The 25,313-nt window shown below is 69.5% G+C and carries 19 protein-coding genes; 8 read left to right on the forward strand and 11 right to left on the reverse strand.

The genetic code is table 11. The annotated features are described in order from the left end of the window. Positions 1-4: 4 nt before the first annotated feature. Entirely contained in the window at positions 5-1,765 is a 1,761-nt protein-coding gene (locus HNQ61_RS16890) for a dynamin family protein (RefSeq protein ID WP_276510087.1), read from the reverse strand. 208 nt (positions 1,766-1,973) lie between these two features. Here HNQ61_RS16890 and HNQ61_RS28790 point away from each other — a divergent pair, with 208 nt between their 5' ends. From HNQ61_RS28790 to HNQ61_RS16905, 3 genes are all read left to right on the forward strand, one after another. After that, positions 1,974-2,465 (forward strand): hypothetical protein, encoded by a 492-nt coding sequence (locus HNQ61_RS28790; RefSeq protein ID WP_240978446.1) that lies wholly within the window; start codon positions 1,974-1,976, stop codon positions 2,463-2,465. Between the two features lie 103 nt (positions 2,466-2,568). Continuing rightward, on the forward strand, positions 2,569-3,033 hold the full coding sequence (locus HNQ61_RS16900; RefSeq protein ID WP_170032587.1) for a hypothetical protein: 465 nt from the start codon (positions 2,569-2,571) through the stop codon (positions 3,031-3,033). 99 nt (positions 3,034-3,132) lie between these two features. Next, positions 3,133-3,618: a hypothetical protein gene (locus HNQ61_RS16905; protein WP_170032589.1), complete on the forward strand. Its 486-nt coding sequence runs from the start codon at positions 3,133-3,135 to the stop codon at positions 3,616-3,618. A 76-nt stretch (positions 3,619-3,694) separates the two neighbouring features. On the opposite strand, the gene HNQ61_RS16910 is transcribed toward HNQ61_RS16905, so the two are convergent. After that, positions 3,695-4,066: a hypothetical protein gene (locus HNQ61_RS16910; protein ID WP_170032591.1), complete on the reverse strand. Its 372-nt coding sequence runs from the start codon at positions 4,064-4,066 to the stop codon at positions 3,695-3,697. 351 nt (positions 4,067-4,417) lie between these two features. Here HNQ61_RS16910 and HNQ61_RS16915 point away from each other — a divergent pair, with 351 nt between their 5' ends. Both HNQ61_RS16915 and HNQ61_RS16920 read left to right on the forward strand, forming a co-directional pair. Beyond that, a complete protein-coding gene (locus tag HNQ61_RS16915; protein ID WP_170032593.1) occupies positions 4,418-5,467 on the forward strand; it encodes a hypothetical protein in 1,050 nt (349 codons plus the stop codon). A 242-nt stretch (positions 5,468-5,709) separates the two neighbouring features. Beyond that, the gene (locus HNQ61_RS16920; RefSeq protein WP_170032595.1) at positions 5,710-6,048 is read left to right on the forward strand and encodes a hypothetical protein; all 339 of its coding nucleotides are present in this window, start codon (positions 5,710-5,712) and stop codon (positions 6,046-6,048) included. A 356-nt stretch (positions 6,049-6,404) separates the two neighbouring features. On the opposite strand, the gene HNQ61_RS16925 is transcribed toward HNQ61_RS16920, so the two are convergent. The 8 genes from HNQ61_RS16925 to HNQ61_RS16960 all read right to left on the reverse strand — a co-directional run bounded on the left by HNQ61_RS16925 (position 6,405) and on the right by HNQ61_RS16960 (position 18,069). Beyond that, a complete protein-coding gene (locus HNQ61_RS16925) occupies positions 6,405-7,709 on the reverse strand; it encodes an exo-beta-N-acetylmuramidase NamZ family protein (RefSeq protein ID WP_240978594.1) in 1,305 nt (434 codons plus the stop codon). Positions 7,710-8,354: 645 nt separating this feature from the next. Further along, positions 8,355-9,206, reverse strand: coding sequence for an EAL domain-containing protein (locus tag HNQ61_RS16930; protein WP_170032599.1), 852 nt, complete (start codon positions 9,204-9,206; stop codon positions 8,355-8,357). 664 nt (positions 9,207-9,870) lie between these two features. Then, entirely contained in the window at positions 9,871-12,783 is a 2,913-nt protein-coding gene (locus tag HNQ61_RS16935) for a PAS domain S-box protein (protein ID WP_170032601.1), read from the reverse strand. A 633-nt stretch (positions 12,784-13,416) separates the two neighbouring features. Beyond that, the gene (locus HNQ61_RS16940) at positions 13,417-14,889 is read right to left on the reverse strand and encodes a sigma 54-interacting transcriptional regulator (protein ID WP_170032603.1); all 1,473 of its coding nucleotides are present in this window, start codon (positions 14,887-14,889) and stop codon (positions 13,417-13,419) included. Between the two features lie 153 nt (positions 14,890-15,042). Next, positions 15,043-15,597, reverse strand: coding sequence for a hypothetical protein (locus HNQ61_RS16945; RefSeq protein WP_170032605.1), 555 nt, complete (start codon positions 15,595-15,597; stop codon positions 15,043-15,045). Continuing rightward, positions 15,594-16,493 (reverse strand): NUDIX domain-containing protein, encoded by a 900-nt coding sequence (locus HNQ61_RS29635; protein ID WP_170032607.1) that lies wholly within the window; start codon positions 16,491-16,493, stop codon positions 15,594-15,596. Before HNQ61_RS29635 ends, HNQ61_RS16945 begins: the two co-directional genes overlap by 4 nt. Before the next feature lie 514 nt (positions 16,494-17,007). Beyond that, positions 17,008-17,538: a hypothetical protein gene (locus HNQ61_RS16955; RefSeq protein ID WP_170032609.1), complete on the reverse strand. Its 531-nt coding sequence runs from the start codon at positions 17,536-17,538 to the stop codon at positions 17,008-17,010. Positions 17,539-17,598: 60 nt separating this feature from the next. Next, the gene (locus HNQ61_RS16960) at positions 17,599-18,069 is read right to left on the reverse strand and encodes a MaoC/PaaZ C-terminal domain-containing protein (protein WP_170032611.1); all 471 of its coding nucleotides are present in this window, start codon (positions 18,067-18,069) and stop codon (positions 17,599-17,601) included. Between the two features lie 665 nt (positions 18,070-18,734). Here HNQ61_RS16960 and lon point away from each other — a divergent pair. Then, positions 18,735-21,314 carry an endopeptidase La gene (gene lon / locus HNQ61_RS16965; protein WP_170032613.1) on the forward strand — a complete coding sequence of 860 codons (2,580 nt, stop codon included), beginning with the start codon at positions 18,735-18,737 and terminating at the stop codon, positions 21,312-21,314. A 581-nt stretch (positions 21,315-21,895) separates the two neighbouring features. On the opposite strand, the gene HNQ61_RS16970 is transcribed toward lon, so the two are convergent. Continuing rightward, positions 21,896-22,654, reverse strand: a complete 759-nt coding sequence (locus tag HNQ61_RS16970) for a ZIP family metal transporter (RefSeq protein WP_170035873.1) — start codon at positions 22,652-22,654, stop codon at positions 21,896-21,898. 406 nt (positions 22,655-23,060) lie between these two features. Here HNQ61_RS16970 and HNQ61_RS16975 point away from each other — a divergent pair, with 406 nt between their 5' ends. Next, a complete protein-coding gene (locus HNQ61_RS16975) occupies positions 23,061-24,254 on the forward strand; it encodes a serine hydrolase domain-containing protein (protein ID WP_170032615.1) in 1,194 nt (397 codons plus the stop codon). A gap of 105 nt (positions 24,255-24,359) precedes the next feature. After that, positions 24,360-24,590, forward strand: coding sequence for a hypothetical protein (locus tag HNQ61_RS16980; protein WP_170032617.1), 231 nt, complete (start codon positions 24,360-24,362; stop codon positions 24,588-24,590). Positions 24,591-25,313 lie beyond the last annotated feature (723 nt).

Here is a 25,313-nt window from a genome sequence, read left to right on the forward strand (position 1 = left end):
TGGATCAGGTCGTCAGTTCCGTCTTCAGCCGCAGCAGCGCATCCTCGGCGATCACCAGTTCGCTGCGCGCCTCGTTCAGCTGCTGCTGCTGAACCTCCACGAAGCGGCGGTACGGCGCGATGGACTCGTTCACCTTTTCCTGCGAGTCGCCCACCGCCGTATGCACCTGCCGCGTCAGCCCGTCGTTCAGCTGCCGGCGCAGATCCGCCACCTTCTTGGCGAACTCCTGCTTGGCCTGCCGCCGCCGCGCGGGAATGATGTACAACCCCGTCACCGCCAGCGCCGTCGCCATCAGGATACCGGTGATGTCCGCCGCCGCGCCCGTGATCACCGTGGCCACCAGCGTTCCCAGGCCGATGGCACCCACGCCGGCGATCATCGTGGTCCCCGCGCCGCCGCGCACCTCTTCCGCCAGCTTGCGGGCCTCCGCCTCGCGGTTGTAGCCGGACACCACTTCGCGCGCCGCGCTCCCGATGGAGCCCAGCAGCGCCTGGCGGTTGTAGCTGAACCCGGCGCCCACCTCGCCGATCATCCCGTCGCGGTGGCGGCTGATCTGCCGCCGCTCGATGTACGAGGTAATGTCCTGCCACAGCTTCAGGTTGCGCTCCACGATCCAGTCGATGATGCGCCCCACCTCTTCGTCGATCTTGGCCGGCGTGTCGCCCACCACGTCCCGCTCGAACGCGCGGCGCACATCGTCGCTGCGCATCAGTTCGCGGATCTTGCCGATACGGATCGTTTCGTCAAAGAAGTTCAGGCCCCGCACCTCCATCTCGCTCAGCAGCGCGTCCAGCCGCCCCAGCCGCGGCCCGAAGTCCTTGAGCATCTCCTGGTGGAACGCCGCCAGCTGCACGTCGATGTTCTGCAGCGTCGCCACATCCTCCGCCAGCACCTTGAGCCGCTCGAACGCGGTTTCCTTGTACTTGGAGGCCAGCGTGAGCCCCACGTTCAGCGGGTTCAGCAGCTTCAGGCGAATGCGCTCCTGCTGGTCCAGCGTGTTGAGCAGATAGTCGTCCACCGCCGGAAACCCGCTGGCGGCAAAGGTGGCCTCGTCGCCGGACGCGCGCGACGCCATGGCCATCTTTGCCGACACGGGAAGCACCAGCGGCGCCTCGCCCAGCAGCGCCGTGCCGTTCTCCTTGACGAAGGCCAGCACCTGCGCCCGGTCGGACTCGGCGGACAGGATGTCGATCTTGTTGACGATGAAGACGATCTTCTTGCCCCAGGCGCGGATCTGCTGCAGAAAGCCGCGTTCGCTTTCCGTGAACGGCCGGTCGGCGGAGGTCACGAACAGCACCAGGTCCGAGCGCGGCACGAAGTCGCGCGTAAGCTCCTCGTGCTCGCGCAGGACGGCGTTGGTCCCCGGGGTGTCGACGATGCTCAGGTCGCGCAGCAGGTCGGCGGGGTGGGTACGCTCCAGAAGGTACGCCTCTACCAGTTCTTCGGTGACTTCTTCGCCCCACTTGAGCACGTTGATGCGGTCCGTGGTGGGCGTCACGCCCTCCGGAAGCACCCGCTCGCCGATGAGCGCGTTGATGAAGCTGCTCTTGCCGCTGTTGAACTCCCCCGCGATTACCAGCAGAAAAAGCCCTGAAAGCTGCTCGCGCGCCTGGTCGAAGTGCTTGCGGTCGCTGGGGTCCACGTCCCCGCCAAACCGGTCCAGCGCCGACGCCAAGCGGTCCAGCATCTCGCGCTCGCGCGTGCGGATCTCCGCCTCGCGCGCGCCCAGGATGCGGTTGCGCCGCAACAGTTTGCCAATCACCATGCCGTCCCGCCCCTGACCCCGGGTGTCCCGCGCCGGCGCACCGCCGGCCCCATCCACACGAGGGATTCGCAAGGCCGGGGCCGCGGCGGGGCGGCACGATGTCGCGGGCTCCCGCGTTTGTGCACCGGACCAGGGGGAACGCGGGGCCGCCGCGCCCGCCCCGCCGTTCCGCACCTTCACCCTCCACCCCGCCACGCGTCTCGCAACCATGCGCCGGATCCGCTTCCTTGCCGCCCTGTGCGCCGCCTTTCTGCTGGCCGCCTGCTCCAACGACCTGCTCCCCGAACGCCCGCCGCTGGGGTCGTGGACCTCGCGCGTCACCAACGGAACCGGCGGCGCCGCCACGCTGGAAGAAGACAACCTCTGGCTCGAGCCGGACGGCCGTCTCGTCTGGACCAGGACGCTGTACGGGGATGGCGCCGGGCACCCGGACATGCCCATCTACCGCACCGTGCGCTTCGGGCAGCACCGCATTCGCGACGGGTATCTGGACATCCGCACGGATTCGTCCCACTTTTCCCGCCCGGTCACGGCCGCGCCGCAGCGCATCATGTACGAGAACCCGCAGTGGTCCGGCGACATGTACCGCATCCGCGTCATGGGAGAGGTGCTGTCGCTGCAGTTTACCGTCGCTCCCGCGGACGCGCCCATCGAACGCACGCTCCTGTTCCAGCGCGACGAGTTCTTTCCGGTCGACTGATTCACCGGGTCGCGGCGCCCGTCCCGCATGCGCCGCGGCCCCTCCACCGCCGTCCGGCACGCACCCGCTCCGGACGGCATCCAGCCTTCAACCTCGCCATTCCATGCGCATCGTTCATCTCCTCTCCCTGTTCGCCGGTCTCGTGCTGGCATCCGGCTGCACCAACGACCTGCTTCCCATCCGCGACGAGGGTGGAACCTGGCTCGCGAACGAGGTGACCGGGAGCGGGCCCAACCAGGTCACCCTCATCCACGGACTCGCGTTCAATGGCGAGGACTCGTTCGAATGGACGCGGACCACGGTGGGCGACGGCGCGGGGCACCCCTCGGTCCGCGTTCAAACGATTGTCCTGGCGGGGAATTACCGCATCCGCGACCGGTTCCTGGATCTGCAGACCGGTTCCATGAAGGTCGCTCGGGGAGACGGCGAATTCGTGTCCCTGCAGGTCGACCCCGGCCGGGCCGGCAACAACATCATGATCCGTGTAGAGGACGACGTTTTGACACTGGTCTTCCCCAGTGGCGAAGGGTCGCCGCTGGTGTTTGACCGGGTCGTCGCCGTCAACTGAATCGTTCAGCGAGCGGCCCGCCGGCCATCCCGGCGGCGGGCCGGCGCATGCTCCGCGTCCGCTCCCCATCTCCCCGATCCGCCTCCACTCCCGCCGGTGATGCGCGTCCTTCGACTCCTCCTCCTCTGCGCGGGTCTCGTGCTCGCGTCCGGCTGCGGCGGAGCCGACAACCTGCTGCCGCCCGGCGTGAAAACGCAGTCCTGGACGGCCCTGACCCGGTCCGGCACCGGGCCCGCGCTGGTCGGGGTGGATCACGATCTGGTTCTGGCCAGGGACGGCGATTTTTCCTGGTTCCGCACCATGTACGGCGACGGGGTCGCCAACCCCGGCCGGTTCATGGGGACCACCTACTGGCACGGGCGCTTCCGTATCCGCGACGGGTTCCTGGACCTGCGCACCGACGTTGTGGGGGCGATCACGAACGGAATCCGCACCGAGCACGAGGTGCAGTCGCCGCAATGGACCGGCGACCAGTACCGCATCGCCATCACCGATTCTCTGATGACGCTGCGGTACATCCCCCTGGAGTCGTCGTCCCGCACGGAGGTCACCATCGAGTTCGTCCCCGCCCCTCCTCCGTTCTGAACGGGTCCGGCCGATAACACAGAACGGGGCGCCTCCACACCGGAGGCGCCCCGTTCTTCCGTTCATTTCCGGCTCGCTACGTCGTGCAGCCGGGATCGTTGAAGCGCACCACCGTTCCCTTGAACAGTGCCGAACTCTGGACCACCTCGTTCCCGACGGTCAGCGACTCGCCGCCCGACACCAGCCCCACGATGGCGTCGCCGCCCATCGCCCGCGCCCGCTCGCGCATGGCGGCCAGCACCTCGTCCGGAGTCGTGGCGGACAGCGTCTTCGTCCCGCTCACCCACCCCACCTCGGTGAACGCACAGGTGGGTCGGTTCTGCTGATAGATGACGATCGGGGCGTCCGCCGGGCGCGGCGCCATCCCCGCCGCAAAGCTGGCGGACTCCACCGTGGGGGTGCACGCGGCCAGCGCGAGCACGGAACCAGCCAGAATCAGGGCGCGCATTTCAAACTCCATCAGGCAAGTGGATCGGCATGCATCACACTACACGTCCGGGGCGCCTCCGTCCACACCTTTCCCGCGCTTATCTGCTCTCGCGTGTCGGCGGCTCTCCAGGCAGACGCGATCAGGAGGATCCGCCGCGCAGCCATCCGCACGAAAGGCCGGCTGGGTGCTCTCCGAAAAATGCGGATGAACTCAGCACGGGCGCGCCCTTCGGCACCGTCCGCCGCCTCCCGTTGCGCGCCGCGCCTGGTGGATGCGCCGCACTGACCCGATCGCGATCTGTTTCCTCTGATCATCAGCGGGTACGGGGGATGCGACTGCACGCCCCGGCCCCGCACCCGGTTCTGGTAGATGACGATGATCCGCGCGACGATTCTGCTTGTGCTCGCCCTGACGGCCCTGCCCGCGCGGGCGCAGCCGGTGCTGCGCGGCCGCGTGCTGCTGGCCGATACGGCGCGCGCGGACTCGCTCTACGCCTTTGCGCGCTATCAGCCCGCGGGCGAGGCGGCGCCGCGGACGGATTCGGCGCGGGTGTCGGCGGATGGACGCTTCAGCATCTCCGTCCCCGGCGCGGGCGGGGTGGAAGTCGTCATCGACGCGCGCGGTGCGGCGCGCAACTACCACCCCGCGCTGGCGCGGATGACGGCGCGCGACCTCGCCTCGGAGCAGGTGTTCGTCCTCGTGCCGCGGCGCTGGACGATTCCGGCGGGCGCGTTCGCCGGGCGCACGGTGGAGATCAGTCCGGACCTCGCGCGGCGGCCGGTGTGCCAGGGATGCGTGGCGTTCTGGCTGCGGGTGGAGGGGTTTCGCGCGCCCGCGTGGTTTCAGAGCTGGGACGCGTCCTCGTTTCCGCTGCGGATGGCGCTGGACCGCGAGAATGCCGTCCCGCGCGGCGCCGTGCCGGACTCCGCCGCGTTCTGGCGGATCGCGCGGACCGTGGAGGACGATTACGGGGCAGACCTTTTCCGCCCCGTCCGCTACGCCGAGGCCGAGCCGGAAGAAGACGACATCGACCCCAGCAACGTCGTCCTTCTGCTGACCGACGCCACCCTCCCCATCTCCGGCCTGACCACCCTGCTGAGCCGCGGCGGGCGGGTCACGTACGGAACCATGCGCCTGCGAAACCGCGGCATCGTCTTCGGCTCCGAGGGCCCGCGCGTGGTCACGCACGAGTTGATGCACACGCTCGGCGTGGGGCACACCTGCGCGTGGCGGTCGGTGAGCGCGGACCTGGTGCGCTGCCCCGAGATGGGTTCCACGCGCCTCACGCCCGAGGACGTGGCCTACACCCAGGTCCTGTACCGCGTCCGCAACGTGCAGCGCGCCGCCGGCGCGCGCTGGGGCCTGGACGCCGCCATCGCCGGTGAGCGCGTCATCATTCTCCACCGGCCGGCGGATTGAAGGAAAAGAAGTGCCCAGGTACAGGTGCCCGGTGCCCCGGCAGGAATCACGGCCGGGAGCCTGATCTCGGACGGAGCGCTGGGCCGTTCTGCGCCACCATCGGGGTGTGAGTCAAAAGAATGCTGAGAACACATCGGGCAAGCAGCCCCGACTGCCAACTCTCTTTACGTTTCCAGACAATTCATTAGAATGAGGACTGGTTCTGCAAACCGTCCTCCTCCATCATCCGCAGGATGAATCCCATGAAGAAGCTGAAGCTGGAAGACCTCGATGTCACCTCGTTCGCCACGACGGAATCTGGATCGGGCCTGCGCGGCACGCTGCACGCGCACGGGGACGCAATCGACGGCATCGTCATCGGCGAACCGCAGGTGCCGAACATGTCAGAGATTCGCTGCGGACCCACGGGGCTCGCGCTGGGCTGCACGGTCGGATGCTCGTATGTCACCATGTGCAACGCGGGCTGTCCCACGCAGCTCAGCGACTGCTTCTGCCTCCCCGGACTGCCGGAGATTCCGCCCATCCCCGTTGGCGACACGCGCGGCTTTCTCACCGGCGAGATCGTCGTCATCGGCGGCTGACCGGGCGCCGGGAGCGGGTGATCCAGCATCATGAAATCGAAAGCCCCGGCGAGACCAGCTCGCCGGGGCTTCCGTTCGTTCATCCACAGATCAAACAACAATCTCACGCAGAGCAGCGGAGCAGCAGAGAAAGACGGAGATGGGGCACGTTGGAGCTTAGTTCCGTCCCCGCGGTTTGAGCGTCGGATTCATTCGCTCGACGCAATCCGCTCACGCCCGCCATCCTCCCTGTCTGCCCTGACCATCCGCATCGCCCGACTCGATCCTGGGCACCTGGCACTTGATCATGGGCACTTGGTTACTTGATCCTGGGCACTTGGTACTTGGCACTGTATCCTAGGCACTTCTCCGTTATCCTACTCTCCCGGATACAGCGCGTACTTGGCGCGAACCGTATTCCACTCCGCGTTCTCCCGCTCCCACCGCGCGTAGATCTCGCGCGGGTCCTGGCCGGCGCGCACGGCGGCGGGCGCCCAGCGGCTTCCCAGCATCTGCAGCATGGGGCCCATTCCCAACTGCGACGGGTTCATCTTCTGGATCTCGGAAAGAAACACCAGCCCCGTCAGCACGGGTTTGAAGGCGTTGCGGTCCGTGATGCGCAGGCTCACCCCGCGGCAGCGCCGGTTGGGAAACTGCATCCAGTCCGTGCCGCGCGGCGTAAACTCCGCCAGCGCAAACTCCACCCCCGGCAGATTGTACCGCCGCACGCGCCGCAGCAGTTCCTGGTTGTCGATGTACGGCGCGCCCACGTACCCGAACGGCGTCGCCGTCCCCCGCCCGATGGACAGGTTGGTCGTTTCCAGCATCACCAGCCCGCTGAAGGCCAGCGCCGCGTCCATGGTGCGGATGTTGGGCGACGGGTTGATCCACCGCAGCCCCGTCTGGTCGAACCACTGGTCGCCGCGCCAGTTGTCCACCGGAATCACCTTCAGCTGCGTGCCCAGCCGGTACTCGCCGTTCACGTAGCGCGCCAGTTCGCCGGCCGTCATCCCGTGGCGCAGCGGCACCGGGTACGCACCGGTGATCAGCGGGCCGCGCGTGCGCATGTCGTACTGCATCAGCGGCCCCTCCGCCCGCGACGTCACCGGGTTGGGGCGGTCCAGCACGATGAACGGAATGCCGCGCCGGGCGGCTTCTTCCATCGCCATCGTCATCGTCCACACGTAGGTGTACGGCCGCGCCCCGATGTCCTGCATGTCAAAGAGCAGCACGTCGATGCCGCGCAGCATGGCCGCCGTGGGGCGCTGCGTGGCGCCGTACAGCGAGTAGACCGGCACGCCCGTCCGCGGATCGCGCCCGCTGGCCACCGGGTCGCCGCCGTCCACGTTGCCGCGGATGCCGTGCTCCGGCCCGAACAGCGCCACCAGCCGCACCTCCGGATGGCTGTGCAGCACGTCGATGGAAGTGCGCCCGTCGCGCGTGACCGCCGTGTGGTTGGTGATGAGGCCCACCCGCTTGCCGCGCACCAGGTGCAGCGAATCACGCAGCAGCACCTCAATGCCCGGCAGCACCGGCCCCTGCTCCTGCCGCACGGGAGCCACCACGGCGGCGGGCGCGGGCGGCGCCTGGCTGGGGGCGCGGTCGCGGATCACAAAGGGCGCGGCCATGGCCACGCCCGCGGCCAGCACGGCGACGGGGCGGGCAACGTCAGCAAACGTCATCACGCAGATACCTCTATGGATGGATGGGCGCCTCGCACACGCATGCGCCCTGGCTGAGACTGCTACACGCGGGCGGGCCAGTACGGTCCCGGTCCCGCGCCGTGCGTTTGTCGCGCAAACGGCGTGCGGGATGGAAGATGGCCCACGATCCGGATCGGAGTAGCCAGCCACCCTTGGCAGGAACCGGACCTGTGAGGACCTCCCCCATGCACGCGATCCTCCTCGCCGGATGATCGAGGATCCGCTCGTACGCCAGCCAGGTGGCCCCTCCCCGCTCCCCTCCCGGCCGAAGCAGAAGCGCGGAGAGGGGGAGAACGGCAACTCAACTTGGTCCGGAGGGTGTCGCGCGTTCGGAGAGGCCCCCTCTCCCCGGCCCTCTCCCCCGCTCCGCGGGAGAAAGGGAGACCTCACCGCGGCGGCGGGCCGCGGTGCGGGATGCGCCGTTTCGCTGCAGTTGAAGCCCCGAACCGGACGCGCCAGCGGCCGGTGTCGGGGGTTCCCGCGGTTTGAGCGGCGGATTCATTCGCTCAACACAGCGCACCACTACTATTGGAAAAAGCCGATACTCCCATTGCCCCTCCCATATGCGAAAACGGCCGGCGCTCGCGCGCCGGCCGTTTCCCTTCGCCTGCCCGCTCCCCCGGGTCAGGCGGCGCGCCGAAGCGCGGGCGGTGAGGGGGCGCCAGCCATGCGCGGCTCCAGAAGCTGCGCTGCGGGCCGCCCCACCAGGTGCCCCTGCACGCAGTCCACGCCCAGGCCGCGGACGGCGGCCAGTTCCTCCTCCGTCTCCACCCCTTCCACCACGACGGTGCTCCCCATGGCGTGTCCCAGCGCGATCAGCGATCCCACCACGTGATGCCGGCCGGGGTGAACGTCCACGCCGCGCACCAGTTCCAGCGCGATCTTCAGGTAATCCGGCCGCACCTCCGCCAGCACGCGCAGGTCCGAGAACCCGGTGCCCACGTCGTCCAGCGCGATCCCGAAGCCCAGTTCGCGGTAGCGCATCAATGAGCGGACGAAGTCGGGATTCGAGCGGATGCGTGATTCCTCCGTCACCTCGATGACCACGCGGCGGGGATCCACGCCGATCTCCTGCACCGTCCGGCGCGCGAACTCGTGGAACGAAGGCTCCGCGATGCGGTCCGGCGACAGGTTCAGGAACAGGCGCGTCCCCGGGCGGCGAAACAGGCCCTGGCGGCGGGCGTGAAGCAGCGACGCGGTCCAGCAGACCCGTTCCAGTGCGGGGAGTTCACCCAGCCCGCTGGCGGTGGCGAACAGGGTGCGCGCCGGGTGCAGCGGAGAATCCGCGGGGCCGCGGGCCAGCGCCTCGTACGCCGTCACGGCCAGGTCGGAGGCGCGCACGATGGGCTGATAGAACGGCGTAACCGTGCAAAAGAAGCGCGTCTCTGCGACGGCGGGCTCAGGCGCGGGCCGCTCCATCGCGGCGGCGGCGGTCGCAACGCCACGGGTGTCCCGCAGCTGATCTATGTCGAACATGAGGAGATCCCCCTCGGAAAGGTATCTGACAGGCGCCGCCATCGCGCCGCCCAGAGAATCTCATCGCGGGGGAGAAAAGCCGTTATCGGTCGGACAACCTATCTGAACTCCTGCACCGGTTCAGTCACGTTCGACTACTTTCACAGCGTGCACATCAGCCATCGGGATGATGAACCGCGGTGCGGCCAGCGTCATCGGCTCACCATCCCCGAATGGATGCAGGGTGGGTTGGACGAGGCGGATCGTTCGGTGGGGATGGGCGAGGATTCCGCGTGGAGCGGGTTGGTTGAGCGGATGAACCCGCCGCTCCAGAAGCGGTAAGCCCCGACACGTGGCCGCTATCGCGTCCACGTGTCGGGGCTTCAACTGCGTTCGGGCTGACGACGGAGTCAGGACAATCCGCGACCTGACGATTTCATGTCCTCCAGGAGCAGATTTCCACCGCGGAGCGGCAGCCGGGGACGCGCGCGGAACCCGCCTCCGCACCGAACGGCTCCCCCTCCCCCGCTTGCGGGGCGAGGGGGCTGGGGGGAGGGGGTGCCCGCCGCCGCGCCGCACCGTCCGATCCGCACGATCCTGGTGTGTGCTCCCTCTCCCACATCCGTTCGTGGGAGAGGGTCGTCGTGCGCAGCACGCGGGGTGAGGGTTCACGCGGGGTGAGGGTTCACGCGAAGCGGTCGCCCTCCACCTCGTCCTCCGGCCCCGCCGACCACGTCCCCGCCAGCACCTGCCGCACCGCCTGCGCCAGCGAGGCCGGGGCAAACGGCTTCTGCACGAACGCGGTGCCCGGCTCCAGGACCCCGTGGCGCTCCACGGCGTCCTCCGCGTATCCCGACATGTACACCACCCGCAGGCCGGGCCGCGTAAGCCGAATCCCGCGCGCCGCTTCCGGCCCGCCCAGCCGCGGCATCACCACGTCCGTCACCAGCAGGTCGATGGGCCCGTCGTGCAGGGCCGCCACGCGGATGGCCTCTTCGCCGTTCTCCGCCTCCAGCACGGAGTACCCCATCCGCGCCAGTACCTTGCGCGCCAGCAGCCGTACCGAGGGCTCGTCCTCCACCAGCAGCAGCGTTCCCGTGGCGCTCCCTTCCACCGGCGCCTCGTCCGGGCCGTCCGCGTCGGGCACGGGCGCGTCGGTGCGCGGCAGCAGGATGGTGAAGCGCGTGCCGCGCCCGGCCCAGGTTTCCGCCCACACGTATCCGCCGGACTGATCCACCACACCCTGCACCGTGGCCAGCCCCAGCCCCGGCCCCGCGCCCACCGGCTTGGTGGTGTAGAACGGCTCAAAGATGTGCGGCAGGACTTCCGGCGCGATCCCCGGCCCCGTGTCCGTCACGTCCAGCCGGACGTACGCGCCGGGGGCCACCGTCACGTTGGGGGCGCGGTCGGCCGCGGTCCATTCGGCGTTGCACGTCTGCAGCGTCAGCGTGCCGCCCCCGCGCATGGCGTCGCGGGCATTGACGGCCAGGTTGAGGATGACCTGCTCCATCTGCGTGGGATCGGCCGTCACCTCGCCCAGCGCCGCGTCCAGCCGCGTCACGATCTCCACGTCCTCGCCGATGACGCGGGACAGCATCTTCCGCATTTCTTCGATGCGGTCGTTCAGCCGCAGCACGCGCGGCTTCAGCACCTGCCGCCGGCTGAAGGCCAGCAGCTGCCCGATGAGCTCCGCCGCGCGGTCCGCCGCCTTGCGGATCTCCTGCAGGTCCTCGCGGATGGGATCGCCCGGCGCGGCATCCATCAGCAGCAGGTCGGCGTTGCCGCGGATGGCGGTGAGCAGGTTGTTGAAGTCGTGCGCGATCCCGCCGGCCAGCTTGCCCACGGCCTCCATCCGCGACGCCTGCCGCAGCTGCTCCTCCAACCCCACGCGCTCGGTGATGTCGCGGGTGGCCACCACGATTCCGCTCACCGGCGGCCGGTCCAGCAGGTTCTTGGCGGTCACCTCCATCGTGCGCCACGTGCCGTTGCCGGCCGTTTCGCGCAGCACGGTGACTTCCACCCCGCCCGGCCGCTCCAGCGTGGCCCGGAACGCGCGCCGCGCCTCGGCCTGGTCGTCGGGGTGCACGCGGCTGAAGGCGGAGCGCGGGGGGCCCGGCGCGCGGGCCTGGTCCTGCGGCAGGCCCGAGGCGGCGCTGCTGTAGCGGATGGTGGCGTCGCGGTTGAGGACGGCCACGGTTTCCGTGCTGTTTTCCGTCAGGACGCGGAAGTACTCCTCGCTTTCCCGCAGCGCCTGCCCGGCGCGCTTGTGCGCCGTGATGTCCTCCACCGAGCCCTCGTAGTACAGCACATCGCCGTCCGGCCCCTTCACGGCGCGGGCGCTGTGCCGGATCCAGATCCGCTCGCCGCCCATCGTGAGGAATTCGAGCTCGTATCCGGTCGTGACCCCTTCGCGGTCCGCCTGCGCGCGCCACCGGTTGCGCTCCCCCGGGTCCAGGTACAGCTCCGTGGCGGGGCGGCGCATCAGCGATTCCACGTCGGGAAAGCCCAGGATGCTGGCCAGCGCCGGGTTGGCGTCCAGAAAGCGGCCGTCCGGCAGGGTGCGGTAGATGCCGACGGGCACCTCCTCGAACAGCGCCCGGTAGCGCGCTTCGCCCTCGCGCGCGGCCTGCTCCGCCTGGCGCTGCGGGGTGACGTCCATCATCACCCCCTGCCAGTACAGCGGCCGTCCCGCGGGATCGTGCACGAAGCTGCCGGTGTCGCGAAGCCAGTGCACCGCGCCGTCCGCCGCCACCACGCGGTACTCGTAGTCCAGCGGCACCCCGGCGAGCTGGGCGGCCATCGTCTGCTCCAGCACGCGCTCGCGGTCGTCCGGGTGCAGAATGCTCATCCACAGGTCCGGGCGCCGGATCCACTCCATCACCGGGTACCCCAGCGACTCGGCGGCGGGGCTCACGTACATGGGGTGAAAGGGCGGCGCCGCCTCCACCATGTAGACGATGGAGGGAAGCGAGGTCACCAGGTGGCGGAAGCGCTCCTCGCTTTCCTGCACGGCCCGCTGGGCGGCCTCGCGCTCGGCCAGGTACTGCACGTTCAGCAGCGCGGTGCCGGCCAGCGCGGCCAGCGTCTGCAGCACCTCCACGTCCTCGTCCGTGTACAGGCCGGGCGTGTAGCTCTGCACGCACAGCATGCCCAGCGCGCGGTCGCCGGCCAGCAGCGGGGTGCGGATGATGGATTCCGAGCGCCGGCCGGTGCCCACGACCACGGCGCCGCGGCCCGCGGGATCGTCGGATGACAGGGTGAGCAGCGTCTCGCGCCGGCGGATCACCCGCTCGGCGGGCGTTCCGGCCAGGGGAATGACGACGGCGGGAACGTGCGTGTGCAGGTCCGCCCCGGCGGGAAAGGAAAGAACGTCGCGCTCGGCGTCGTACACGCTGAGCCCGAACACGTCCAGCCCGATCACCCGCTCGCACGCGGCCTGCAGCACCCGCTGCAGGTCGTCCAGGGTGCGCGCGCCGATCACCCCGCTTCCCGCGATGGCCACGGCCCGCATGCGCTCGGCCATGCGGCGGGCCTGCTCTTCGGCGGAACGGAGGGAGGGAGCGGAGTCGGGCGAGGCGGGTGTATGGGCCGGCGGCATGGCGTTGTACTTCAGGATTGCGGGAAGGCGATCCGGTTCTTCCGGGCGCGCGCCCGCGGGGCACGCGTCCGGAGCGGACGGGGCGGCAGCCGATCGGATCGCCCCGCCTTGCTGGTGCGCGGGGTAGGGGGAGATTTACAGTATACGGAAATCGGGCGAGAGATGTAAGTAGACTACGCTGTTGAAGTGTATGGTGTTACCCGTATCCGCACGCAGCCCGCCGCGCCAGGCGACCTCCGTTTTCTGCCTCTTTCTGTCGCCCTCTGCGGATCGGCGGATGACGGCCGGTCCGCCGGGCAGATCCGTACTTCCAGCATGGATGCGCGCACCATCCCGCGGCCGGATCTCCGCGCCGTCAGCCATCCGGCGTGCGGGCCGATCGTTATCCGCCCATCCGGTGGATGAACGCTTGACGATCGTGCGCGCGGGTCATCAACCGCCCGCCGGAAACGGCGGAAGCCCCGGTCCCGGCCGCTGGCGCGTCCGGGACCGGGGCTTCCCGTCCTGCATCCCGCATTCCCGCATCGAACCCTCCGCGGCGGGTGCCGCGCGCACCCTCATCCCGTCACCGCGGCGGCTGCGGACCGGGACGGTGGAGCGGCCGCGACGGACCGCGGGACGGGTGCGGGCGCGTCAGGAGAACATGTCGTCGCCGAAGGTGAATCCGCCGTCGCCCTTGCCCTTCTTGCCCTTGCGCTCCGGCTTGGCGCGGCCGTACGCCCCGCTTTCCGCGCGGCTGATGCGGCGGTGCGCGGCCAGGCCCTCCAGCAGCAGTTCCGCCGCGGCCACGGTCATGGGCACGTCGTCGGTCTGCATCATCCCCGCCTCTTCCAGCGCCTCGGCCAGCCCGGGCACGCCGCGCAGCCCCTTCATGCACGCCTCGGCGGATGCGCCGTCGCTGATCTGCAGCACGCCGCCGCGGTCAAAGTGCTCAATGACCGTGTCCAGCATGTCGACATCCCACACGCGGTCAAACACCTCGCGCGCGGCGGCGGCGATCAGGTCGCGGGCGATGGCTTCGGAGCCCTGAAGCTCGCCTTCGTACTCCAGCTCCATCTTGCCGGTGATGCTGGGCATGGCGGCGTACACGTCCGCCACGCGCGGCAGGATGCGGTCCTCTCCCGCCAGCAGCGCGCGCCGCTCGGCGTTGCTCACCGCCGTTTCCAGCACGGTGATGGGCATGCGTTGCGACACGCCGCTGCGCCGGTCGATGCGCTTGTCGCCCCGGGCAAGGAAGGCGACGCGCTCCACCAGTTCGGAGACGAAGGGCGGGATGGAAACGGGGGACGAGTCCGCCCGGTTCACCCACGCTTCGTTGGCGGTGATCTCCATTCCCTCTTCCGCGGACCGCGGGTAGTGCGTCAGGATTTCGGCGCCGATGCGGTCCTTGAGCGGGGTGATGATCTTGCCGCGCGCCGTGTAGTCCTCCGGGTTGGCGCTGAACACCAGCATCACGTCCAGCGGCAGGCGGACGGGGTATCCCTTGATCTGGATGTCGCCTTCCTGCAGCACGTTGAACAGGCCCACCTGCACCTTGCCCGACAGGTCCGGCAGTTCGTTGATGGCAAAGATGCCGCGGTTGGCGCGCGGCAGCAGGCCGAAGTTGATGGTGAGTTCGTCGCTCAGCAGGTGCCCGCCCCGCGCCGCGCGGATGGGGTCCATGTCGCCGATGAGGTCCGCCACGGTCACGTCGGGCGTGGCGAGCTTTTCCACGTAGCGCCGGTCCGGCCCGATCCACTCGATGGGCGCGTCGTCGCCGGCCTGCTCGATGAGCTGCCTGCCGTGCTTGCTGATGGGCGCAAAGGGATCGTCGTTCACCTCGCTTCCCGCCAGCACCGGGATTTCCGGGTCCAGCAGGGTGGCGAGCTGGCGCAGAATGCGGCTCTTGGCCTGCCCGCGCAGCCCCAGCAGGATGAAGTTGTGGCGCGAAAGCACGGCGTTCACGAGCGACGGGACGACGCTGTCCTCGTAGCCCACGATGCCGGGAAAGAGCGGTCCGCCGGCCTTGAGCCGGGCGACCAGGTTGTCGCGGATCTCCGCCTTTACGGAGCGCGGGCGGTAGCCGGCGGCGCGCAGGGCGCCGAGCGTCGTGGGGCGCTGCGTCATGACTCCGGGATGAAACAAGGGGATCAGGGTGGCCGCAAACGAGGGCCGCAAGAACCGTGAACGGCGTACGCGCACCGTTCCGTCATCATCGTCCAAGGTACGTCGATGCTTGCCGGATCGCGAGCGGGACGCGGGAACGCGGCGGCACGGGCATCAGTCGGCGAACTCCCGGCCGGGGTCGGGCTGGCACCGGCGTACGGGCCGGGGATCCGGCTCGCCCGAGTCTCCCACCCAGCAGTCACCGCGGAGAGAGCAGTAGCAGATGCGCAGGGAAACGCGGTCGTCCTGCATGACCGTCCAGAACGCGGCCGCCTCAGGCCCGGCGGGAAGCCGCAGCAGTTCCACCTCGGCTCCGGGAAGCACCACGGTTCCCGGGCCCAGGCTGCTGTACACCAGGGCGGGGGGAGCCGGAAGGCCGGTGGCGGCCTTCACCACCGCGGACCACGAGCGGTGCGGCTGCCCGTCCACGCTCACCTGAAAGGAGCGCACCAGCGCCGGGCCCATCCCCCCGTTGCGAACCGTGCGGACGTACGGCTGCCCCGGCGTCATGCGGTTGCTCTGCGAAAGATGGGGCCACACGGAAATCTTGAGCTGCTCGCGCTGCATGTAGGCCGCGTAGGCCGACACCAGCACCGCCGCGACCGCCGCCACGATGGCGCACAGGGAGATCAGGCGGTCGGCACGGTCGCCGGAGTCGCGCCTGCTCAATCCTCGTCCTTCGGCAGCACGATCGCCACCCCATCGCCCTGCCTGCGCATTACGGGCAGGATCATGGGGACGGGCGCGGCAGCCAGTTCGCGCATCATCTCATCCACGGATGAGTAGCCGCTCAGGCGGCGCAGGGTGTGGACGGTGGGCGGCAGCATCTTGAGCGCCTCGGTGCGGAAGTGCTCCACCGCCACGGCGGGCGTCAGCCAGATGGATTCCGTCATCTCCGCCTCGTGCGGAACGCAGAGCGCGTCCGGACCCACGGGAGCCAGAAAGAAGCGCGTGTCGTAGCGGCGCGGCTCCGGCTCCGGCGTCACCCAGTGCGCCAGGTACACCATGCGGTCCGCCGCCAGGTGCACGTTGCGCGTCACCGCCACCTGCCGCATTCCCACCACCTCCGACAGCAGCGCACGCCGCGCCACATCCAGCGATTCCGCGTCCGCAGCCACTTCCTGGTCGCGGGAAAGGAGGATGCCGGTTTCCTCGAACGCTTCGCGGATGGCGGCCACCACGAAGCCGGTCGCCTCGGCGGGATCGGCCAGCCCCATGCGGCGGGCCCACTCCGCGGGCGAGGGGCCGTCCAGCCGGTCCACGATCAGCGGATCGCGGTCTTCCTTGTCCACCGTGCCGCCGGGGAACACCCAGGCGCCCGCCGCGAATCCGCTGCGGCCGTGGCGGCGCAGCAGCAGCACCTCCGGCCCGTCCTGGCCGTCGCGCGCCAGAACGACGGTGGCGGCGGGGCGCGGCGGCGCCGGCACGAACCCGCCCTGCGCCACCTTGTCGGCGAACCCGGCGGGAAGGTGCTCTTCGGGGATCAGGAACACGCCCGCGTCAGCGGTGGCGCGGCGCGCGGCCGAAGCGGCGGAAGGGCTGGGCGGATTGGACGGATCGGTCACGAGGGGTCTGGTCTGCCTGGTGTACGCACGGCGGATCGAGCGTCGCGCCTGCGCGCGCGGCCCACTGCACGAATCGCGCGCGGCGTGGCGGGTGGGGGAAGCAGGCAGCGGATCGCAATCGACCGATCGCGGTGAACAGACGAAGGCGCGGGAGCAGGTGAGCTGCGCGGGGGCGGATTTCAGGGCGGCCCCCACCCGGGCCGGCACCACCGGCCCACCCTCCCCCAAAAAAGACTGGGGGAGGGTTGAGGCGGGCGGATGGTTCGGCGTGCGGGGCGGAGGTCGTCGCGTGAGCGGAGTCTGTTGAGCGGATGAATCCGCCGCTCCAACAGCGCAAAGCCCCGACACCGGCCGATGGCGCGTCCGGTTCGGGGCTTCAACTGTACAAAGCCGTCTGAAGCGCGCGATACCGGGGTCTGCCCCCTCTCCCACATCTGTTCGTGGGAGAGGGTGGCGAGCCCTGGCGAGCCGGGTGAGGGCCCCGCAAGGCTCGCAGGACGCGCTGACCTCCATTCTACGCTTTCCCGTTGTGCTCGAAGTGGGAGAACTCGCCCGTCTCCACATCGTACTCGATGCCCCAGAAGCCTTTCCAGCCATCACAGTAGTCGAGGAAATACGTCCGCCACTGCACCGTATCGGCCTGCCCGGGCAGCGGATCAGCATTCCTGTGCTCAAGCACACTGCTACCAAAGGCACTCACGTAGATGGACCGCCGCCCGTCAGGACGGATCAGGCCCATGTACTGGCGATGGTATTCGATTCTTCCGAAGCGCTCGCCATCCATCCTGAGCAGCGGATTGACGGCTCGGGCGAGGCCGGCTTCCATCGCTGCGATCTGGCCCGGGGTCGGCGAGAAGTAGCCCGCGACGCGCTCGGGTTTCGTCCGGCAGGGATTCGTGATCGCCGGCCCCTCCGTGATCGGAAGCACCGCTCCGGTGGCGGGGCGCATCACCAGATCCTCGTTGCCACAGCCCGACAACGCAATCGCGATCAGAATCGCCGTCGCGCGCGGCCGTCGTCCCGGCCCGGAAGCCAACGTTCTCATGTGTGTCGATGGGGGAAGTGGAAGCGGATGATCGGCGAGCATCCGGACGGACGGCGCGGCTCAGCCACCGGTCGCGGCCGGGCGCGCGGGCATCTGCGTCAGTGTCTGGAGGCGGATGACGGGGATGCCGTCCTGGTTGGTCGCGGAGATGGCGGTGCGCACCATCCCGCGGTCCGGGCGCGACGACGATCGCTTCACCTCCACGATCTGCGCCTGAATCCGAAGCCGGTCGCCGGGGCGTACCGGATGCAGCCACCGCAGTTCATCCACGCCCATCCCCAGAATCGGCGTGTCGCCGTACGGCTTGGCGTGCACGAACTCGCGCATGATCAGCGCATTCAAGTGCCAGCCGCTCGCGATCAATCCGCCGAACGGAGTGGAAGCAGCAGCGGCGGCATCCGTGTGGAACGGCTGCGGATCGTACTTCTCACCGAACTCCACGATGTCGGCTTCCGTGATCTCGAACGGCTCGCCGTCCCACGTTTCGCCGATGACCAGATCATCCAGGTACCGCTCGGGATTCTGCGCCACTTCACGCCTCGTTTGGGATCTTGTACTTCGGTATCACCATCGTTCGATGGATGATGCTCGATTCCCCGTGTGAGCGACAGGCCGCGCCCTTCGCCTTCACCCGGATGTAATACTCCGCCAACAGACGCGATCAGGCAGTGCGGCGGATACCATCAGCCACAACCCCCGATCGCGCGCTGTAAAACTCTGCGGATGAACGTTATCGCCAGATTCGATCAAGTATGGCGAACGGCGCACCGCCGCCCGCTCCAAGCGCCCCAAGCCCGCCGCCACAGTCCGCGAAGGCGGACTTCGTGCTCTTCCAGCGGCGAATTCATCCGCTCCTGGACCGGCGGACGCGCCGACGCTGGCCGGACGACCGGCTGCCCCCGCGAACCAGCAGGCGACGCTGCGGTTCCGGGGTATCAGGATGAGCATTCGAGGACGCGGAACATACCTCTGTGCCGTAGCGGCAGTTACGCCGCCGGAACGGCATTCCGCTTCGGGAAGGCAGGCCGGATTGGCAGTCGGAGCCCGGCGAGGGTTAAAGCTCGATTAGACAAGCGGTTACGGGGCACATCGCATGGCCTGAGGGGGTATACCACCGTGGCCGAAAAGATGCGAAACACCGAACACAGCAGGCGGCCGCTCTCAGCGGCCGCAACCGATACAAGAGGCAACACGCCATGAGTGAAAAGCTGATGCTGCCCGTTCTCCCGCTGCGGGAGACGGTCATCTTCCCCGGAACCGCCGTGCCGATCTCGGCCGGGCGTCCGGGCACGCTGCAGGCCATCGAGGCCGCGCTCGCCGGCGACCGCCGCATGCTCGCGGTGGCCCAGCGCGAAAACCGCGACGAGGTGGAGCCGGACAACCTGTACACCGTCGGCACCATCGTCCGCATCGCCCAGGTTCAGAAGGGCGCGGGCGGGGTGCAGCTCCTTATCCAGGGCGAACACCGCGCCCTTGCCCTGCACTACGTGGAGACCCCGGGCACCGGGCTGAGCGCGCACGTGCGGGAAATGACGGACCTGGCCCCGGTGAACGCCGAAGACCCGGCGTTCCTGGCGCTGCACCGCGAGGTGCGCGACCGCGCCGCCGAGCTGGGCCGCCGCCGCGGCATTCCCGCGGACATGCTGCAGCAGTTCATGGAGGGCGTCACCGAGCCCGGCGCCTTTGCCGACCTGGTGTCGTTCTACGTGGAGATGGCCCCCGAGGCCAAGCAGAAGCTGCTGGAGATCCTGTCCGTGGAGGAGCGCCTGCGCTCGCTGCTGCTGATCGTGCAGCGCCAGCTGGCCCTGCTGGAGGCGCAGGAGGAGATTCAGGCCCAGGTGCAGGAGGAACTGGGCGAGCGCCAGCGCGAAATGCTGCTGCGCGAGCAGATGAAGGCCATTCAGCGCGAGCTGGGTGAAGAGGACGAAGGGCGGGAGCTGGAGGAACTGCGCGAGAAGATCGAGGCGCTGGGCCTTCCCGAGGGTGTGGCCGAAGAGGTGGAGCGCGAGCTCGGCCGGCTGGAGCGCACCAACCCGCAGAGCGCCGAGTACCAGGTCATCCGCACCTACCTGGAGGTGATGACGGATCTTCCGTGGAACACGCGCACGGAAGACAAGCTCACCCTGGGCGCCGCCGAAGAGATCCTGAACGAGGACCACTACGGGCTGGAAGACGTAAAGGACCGCGTGCTGGAGTTCCTGGCCGTGCGCCAGCTGGCCGCGCGCCGCGCCGAGGCCGAGGCCAAGGAAGAGGCCGCCGCCGAAGCCGAGGCGCTGGACGGCACCGAGGCGGAGATGACGGCCGAGGTGATTGAAAAGGAGATCGTCGTGGCCAAGGCGAAGGCGACCGCCAAGGGGCCCATTCTGCTCTTTGCCGGCCCTCCGGGCGTGGGCAAGACGAGCATCGCCAAGTCCATCGCCCGCGCGCTGGGGCGCAAGTACGTGCGCATCGCGCTGGGCGGCGTGCGTGACGAGGCGGACATCCGCGGGCACCGCCGCACCTACGTGGGCGCCATGCCGGGGCGCATCGCCCAGGCGCTCAAGCAGGCCAAGTCGCGGAACCCCGTGATCCTGCTGGACGAGGTGGACAAGCTGGGGGTGAGCTACCAGGGCGACCCGTCCAGCGCGCTGCTGGAGGTGCTGGATCCGGCGCAGAACCACGAGTTCACGGACCACTACCTGGGCGTGCCGTTCGACCTGAGCGAGGTGCTGTTCATCGCCACGGCCAACTACACGCAGAACATTCCGGCGCCGCTGTACGACCGCATGGAGGCCGTGGAGTTCCGCGGCTACACCGAGGCGGAAAAGAAGAACATCGCCGAGCGCTACCTGCTGCCCCGGCAGCTGGAAGAGGCCGGGCTGCACGAAGGCGAGCTGCAGCTGTCCGAGGAGGCGCTGGAGCGCGTGATCAGCGAGTACACCCGCGAGGCGGGGGTGCGGCAGCTGGAGCGCGAGCTGGGCAAGGTGGCCCGCAAGGCCGCGCGGCGCATCGCCACGGGCGGGACGAGCGAGGTGGTGGTGGACGGCGAGGTGGTCAAGGACTTCCTGGGCCGCACGCGGGTGCACCCGGAGCGCGCCGGGCGGGAGGACATCGTGGGCGTGTCGACGGGGATGTACTACACCCCCGTGGGCGGCGACATCATGTTCATCGAGGTTTCGGCGCAGCAGCGCGCGTCGGCGCCGGCGGCCGAGGGCGCGGAGCAGGCGCAGCCCGGCTTCGGCAACCTGGTGCTGACCGGCCAGCTGGGCGACGTCATGAAGGAGTCCGCCCGGGCGGCGCTGACGTACGCCCGCGCCAACGCGGCGCGGTACGGCATCGACCCGCGCAAGGCGTGGGGCTCGGAGCTGCACATTCACGTGCCGGCGGGCGCCATTCCCAAGGACGGTCCGTCCGCGGGCGTGGCGATGACCACGGCGCTGGTGTCAGCCCTGTCGGGAATGCCCGTCCGCAACGACGTGGCGATGACCGGCGAGGTGACGCTGACGGGCCGGGTGCTTCCCATCGGCGGCGTGAAGGAGAAGCTGCTGGGCGCGCACCGCTCCGGCATCCGCACCATCCTCCTGCCCAAGGAGAACGAGGCGGACCTGGACGATCTGCCGGCCGAGATTCTGAGCCAGATGGAGGTGCACGGCGTGTCCACCATCGACGAAGCGCTGAGCTTTGCGCTTCGCGGCGCGCAGATGAGCGAGGGCAAGCTGCGGTTTCCGGAGCTGCCCCTGCCCGCTCCGGCCGGCCGTGGCCTTGAGGGTGAGGTGCGGCTGCACCGGGGGGTCTGAACGGCAGGGAATAGGGAATAGGGAATAGGGAATGGGGTGGTCCGTCGCGAGGCGGGCCATCCACTCGAACCACGGCCCCCGGGGAGTCATCTCCGGGGGCCGCGTCTTTTTGATGGATGTTGATCCGATGCATTCCCGATTCGGAGGCGGTCCCTGGATCTTGCGCGGGAGGCCTGAGCGAATGAATCCGCCGCTCAAACAGCGGTAAGCCCCGACACCAGCCGCTGGCGCGTCCGGTTCGGGGCTTCAACTGCGTACCATCGGGCGAGGAATGGTGAGTACGTCGAGCGTCCATCCAGCGGATGCGCATCTCCCGCGTGTACAAGCGGCGGGCGGTGCCGACGACGGCGCTCGCGCTGAGTTCATCCGCATTTTTTGAGAGGCACCCCATCGTCCACCGGAGGCCGGAAATGGCGCCTGCGGTGAGTTCATCCGCGTCTTGGCGGGCACCCAATCCGCCAGGCGGCGACGAAAGCGCGCCCACACATCCACCTGCCGCGCGTCTGTTTGCGGAGTGTGCCCGCGCGGCAAAGCCGGATGAACATGGACCCGGGCGGCCGCTGGGCCTGTACGAAATCGCGTCAGCGGCGGTCGAGCATGCTCAGGAAGAAGGCGGCCAGGAAGCCAGCGGCGGTGACGAGGCCCACCATCCCGCCGCCCTCCTCGTATGCCTCGGGCATCATGGTGGAGGCGAGCATGGCGAGAATGCCGCCCGCCGCCACGGCGGTGGTTCCCGCCATCACCTCCGGCGGAAACCCGCGGAACACGGTGTAGCCCACCAGCGACGCCACCCCGGACGCCAGCGCGATCGCCGTCCACATCCCGAACACGAAGCGCCCGGACCGCCCCGCGCGCTTCATTCCCGCCGAGCTCGACAATCCTTCCGGGAGGTTGGAGAGGAAGATGGCGGCGACCGCGGCCATGCTCACGCCGTGCCCGCCCACCATGCTGAGCCCGATGGCGATGGATTCCGGAATGCCGTCCAGCAGCGCGCCCACGGCGATCGCCGTTCCGCTCCCGGGCTGGTCCTTCTCAGACGGCTGATGATCGCCCGAGCGCTTGCGGTGGTGCGCGCCGCGCCGGGCAAGCGCCATGGTCGCCCCCGTGTACGCCAGCGCCCCCACGGAAAAGCCGATCAGAACCGGCGCAAACCCCGCCTGCCGGTACGCCTCGTCCATCAGCTCAAAGGCGAGCGCCGAGATCAGCACGCCGGCGCCGAACGCCATCACCGCCGCCACGAGACCCCGGGGCACCCGCACGGCGAACCCCAGCGCCGCGCCAATCAGCAGCGCGGCCCCCGCCAGCAGTCCCCACAGCCCCGCCGCCGCCCACACCGGCACCGTCATTCCGCCTCCCGGTCAGGTTCACCCGCGCCCCTCCCACCGGCGATCCGGGGCGGCGCTGCGTCACAGGGCACCCCTTGTGCCCGGCCGATTACGGAATGGTGTCGGGAGCGCACGCAGGTGCGAGGCAGTGTCCGGAAAGCGCCCGGCAAACCGCACGCATCCCGTTGCATCACATCATCTTACCCAGGATTTCAACGCAATGTCGGCTTATTGATCCAGCGCCTATGACGGCGGTCATGTAGCAGATGTTTCCCCCGCCGTAGCTGATGGATCGCCCGTCTTGCTCCATCTCACATGACACCCGTAAGTCGAGTTTCTTGACATCCCCCCGGAGCGGTACTACCGTGGATGTCCCACTCGCAAACTCACCCGCAGTTTCAACCGGAATCGCAGGCCACTCATGCCGTTCCCCGTTCTGCTCACGCTGGCGGCGGCGCTTCACGCCGCGCCGTCCGACACCCTTCGTCCCGCGGCCGCCCCCACCCGCGCCCGGCACGAACTCAGTTCCGCCGCGGCCGCCGGCTTCAACGGCGCCGCCCTGGCCCGCGCCGAAGAAGCGGTGCTGGACGAAATGCGCCGCGGCTCGTTTCCCGGCGCCGCCCTGGCGGTGGGCCGCTGGGACCGCACCGTGCTCGAGGAGGGCTTCGGCCGCCTGGGCGCGGGCGACGGCGAGGTAGACCCCGACGCCACCGTGTACGACCTGGCCTCGCTCACCAAGGTGGTGGGCACCACCACGGCGGTGATGCTGCTGGTGCAGGACGGCCGCATGATGCTGGACGAGCCCGTGTCGTCGTACCTGCCGGAGTTCACCGGCGGCGGGCGCGAGCAGGTCACCATCCGCCACCTGCTCACCCACACCTCGGGCCTCCCCGACGGCGTGGACGTGACGGGGAGCACGCCGGAAGAAGGGCTGCGCCGCATTCTGCGCACGCCGCTGCGCGCGCGGCCGGGGATGCAGGTGGAGTATTCGGACGTGGGCTTCGTGGTGCTGTACGCCGCCGCCGAGCGCGCCGCGGGCGAGCCGCTGTACCGCCTGCTGGACCGCCGCGTGTTCGCGCCGCTGGGGATGAATCACACCAGCTACGTGTACGGCGAGGGATGCTGGAACTGCGCGGGCACCTCGCGCGGATCGATGGCGTTCCGCGGCCGCGTGCACGATCCCATTGCGCGGCGCCTGGGCGGGCTGGCGGGGAACGCGGGGCTGTTCAGCACCGGGCACGACCTGGCCCGCTTCGCCTCCATGCTGGCCAACGGCGGCGAACTGAACGGCACGCGCATCTTTCGCGAGAGCACGGTGCGCATGTTCACTTCGCGCCAGCCGGGAACGGGCACGCGCGCGCTGGGCTGGGACACGCCCTCCGCTCCGGGAACGGGCGCGGCGGGATCGCACGTGTCGCCCAACTCGTTCGGGCACACGGGGTTCACGGGCACGTCCATCTGGATCGACGCGGAGCGCGGCACCTGGGTGGTGCTGCTGGCCAACCGCACGTACGACGACGGCCCCAACCGCATGCAGACGCTGCGGCGCGCGGTGCACGACCGCGTGGCCGATGCGGCGCGGCCGGAGTTCACCGGCTCGGCGGTGGGCGGCTGACCATACGCTTCACGCCATGCACGCTGCGACACCGCGCCGGATGATCCGGCGCGGTGTTTGCTTTTTGGGCCGTCCCCGTTGGGAACCAGGACCCGGAGGACCTTCATGATGCAGACAGCCACGCTTTCCATTACCCCGGCGCGGCTCGCGACCGAACAGGAGCAGGACCAGGAACGGCAGCAGGAGGCGCTGCGCGAACTGCTGGGTCCCGGCGCCGACCGCCCCGCGCCACGGTCGCCGGACGACCGCTCGGATGATCTTGATTCGCCCGGCGGCCTGATTCCCGGCACGCGGCGCCGCGCGGAGGACCACGAATCCGCGCCCGACGGCGAGTAGCGCCTGGTTTCGAGCGTGCGCGGGCTCTGTAACGGCTCTCACGCGGAGGGCGCGGGGGTCGCGGAGGTCGCGGGGAACAGCAACGGCCGGCGGACCTCGTGTTCGCTGGCCGTTTCGGCATTCGCAGCGGAACGTCCTCGATGGTTCCGGGCCCGCAACTCGTGGTGAGAGCCGGAGCGAGCCGACCGAGAGCCGGGGCGAGAACCGGGATCTTGCCGAACGCCCGGCGATCCTGAGCGGATGAATCCGCCGCTCAAACGGCGCTAAGCCCCGACACCGGCCGCTGGCGCGTCCGGTTCGGGGCTTCAACTGCACGAGGGTCCGCAGATCCGGTGTGAGTTCTCCCCTCTCCGTGCGGCAGTTTGCACGGGGAGGGGCCGGGGGAGGGGCCTCCGCGGCTGGCGCCCACGCTGAACCCCGCCTCGCCGTGGAACCGCCGTTGCCGTGTGCTCCCTCTCCCACATCCGTTCGTGGGAGAGGGTCGTCGTGCGCAGCACGCGGGGTGAGGGCCACAGCCTGGGACGCACACCGAAGCCAGTCGTCCACGCCGAACGCCTTCCCCGTTCCACCGATCAACCCGCACGATCTCCATCGATCGGGATAGGGGGGCCGGAGTTACCCCCGGCACCCCCTCCCCCACCACCGTACGTACGGGTCCGTATACGGCGGTTCAGAAGGTTGATGGACTGGATTGTGGAGCCCCGTCCTGGTCGAAGAGGCTGC

The organism is Longimicrobium terrae (assembly GCF_014202995.1).
In the GTDB taxonomy this organism is placed as follows: Bacteria; Gemmatimonadota; Gemmatimonadetes; order Longimicrobiales; family Longimicrobiaceae; genus Longimicrobium; species Longimicrobium terrae.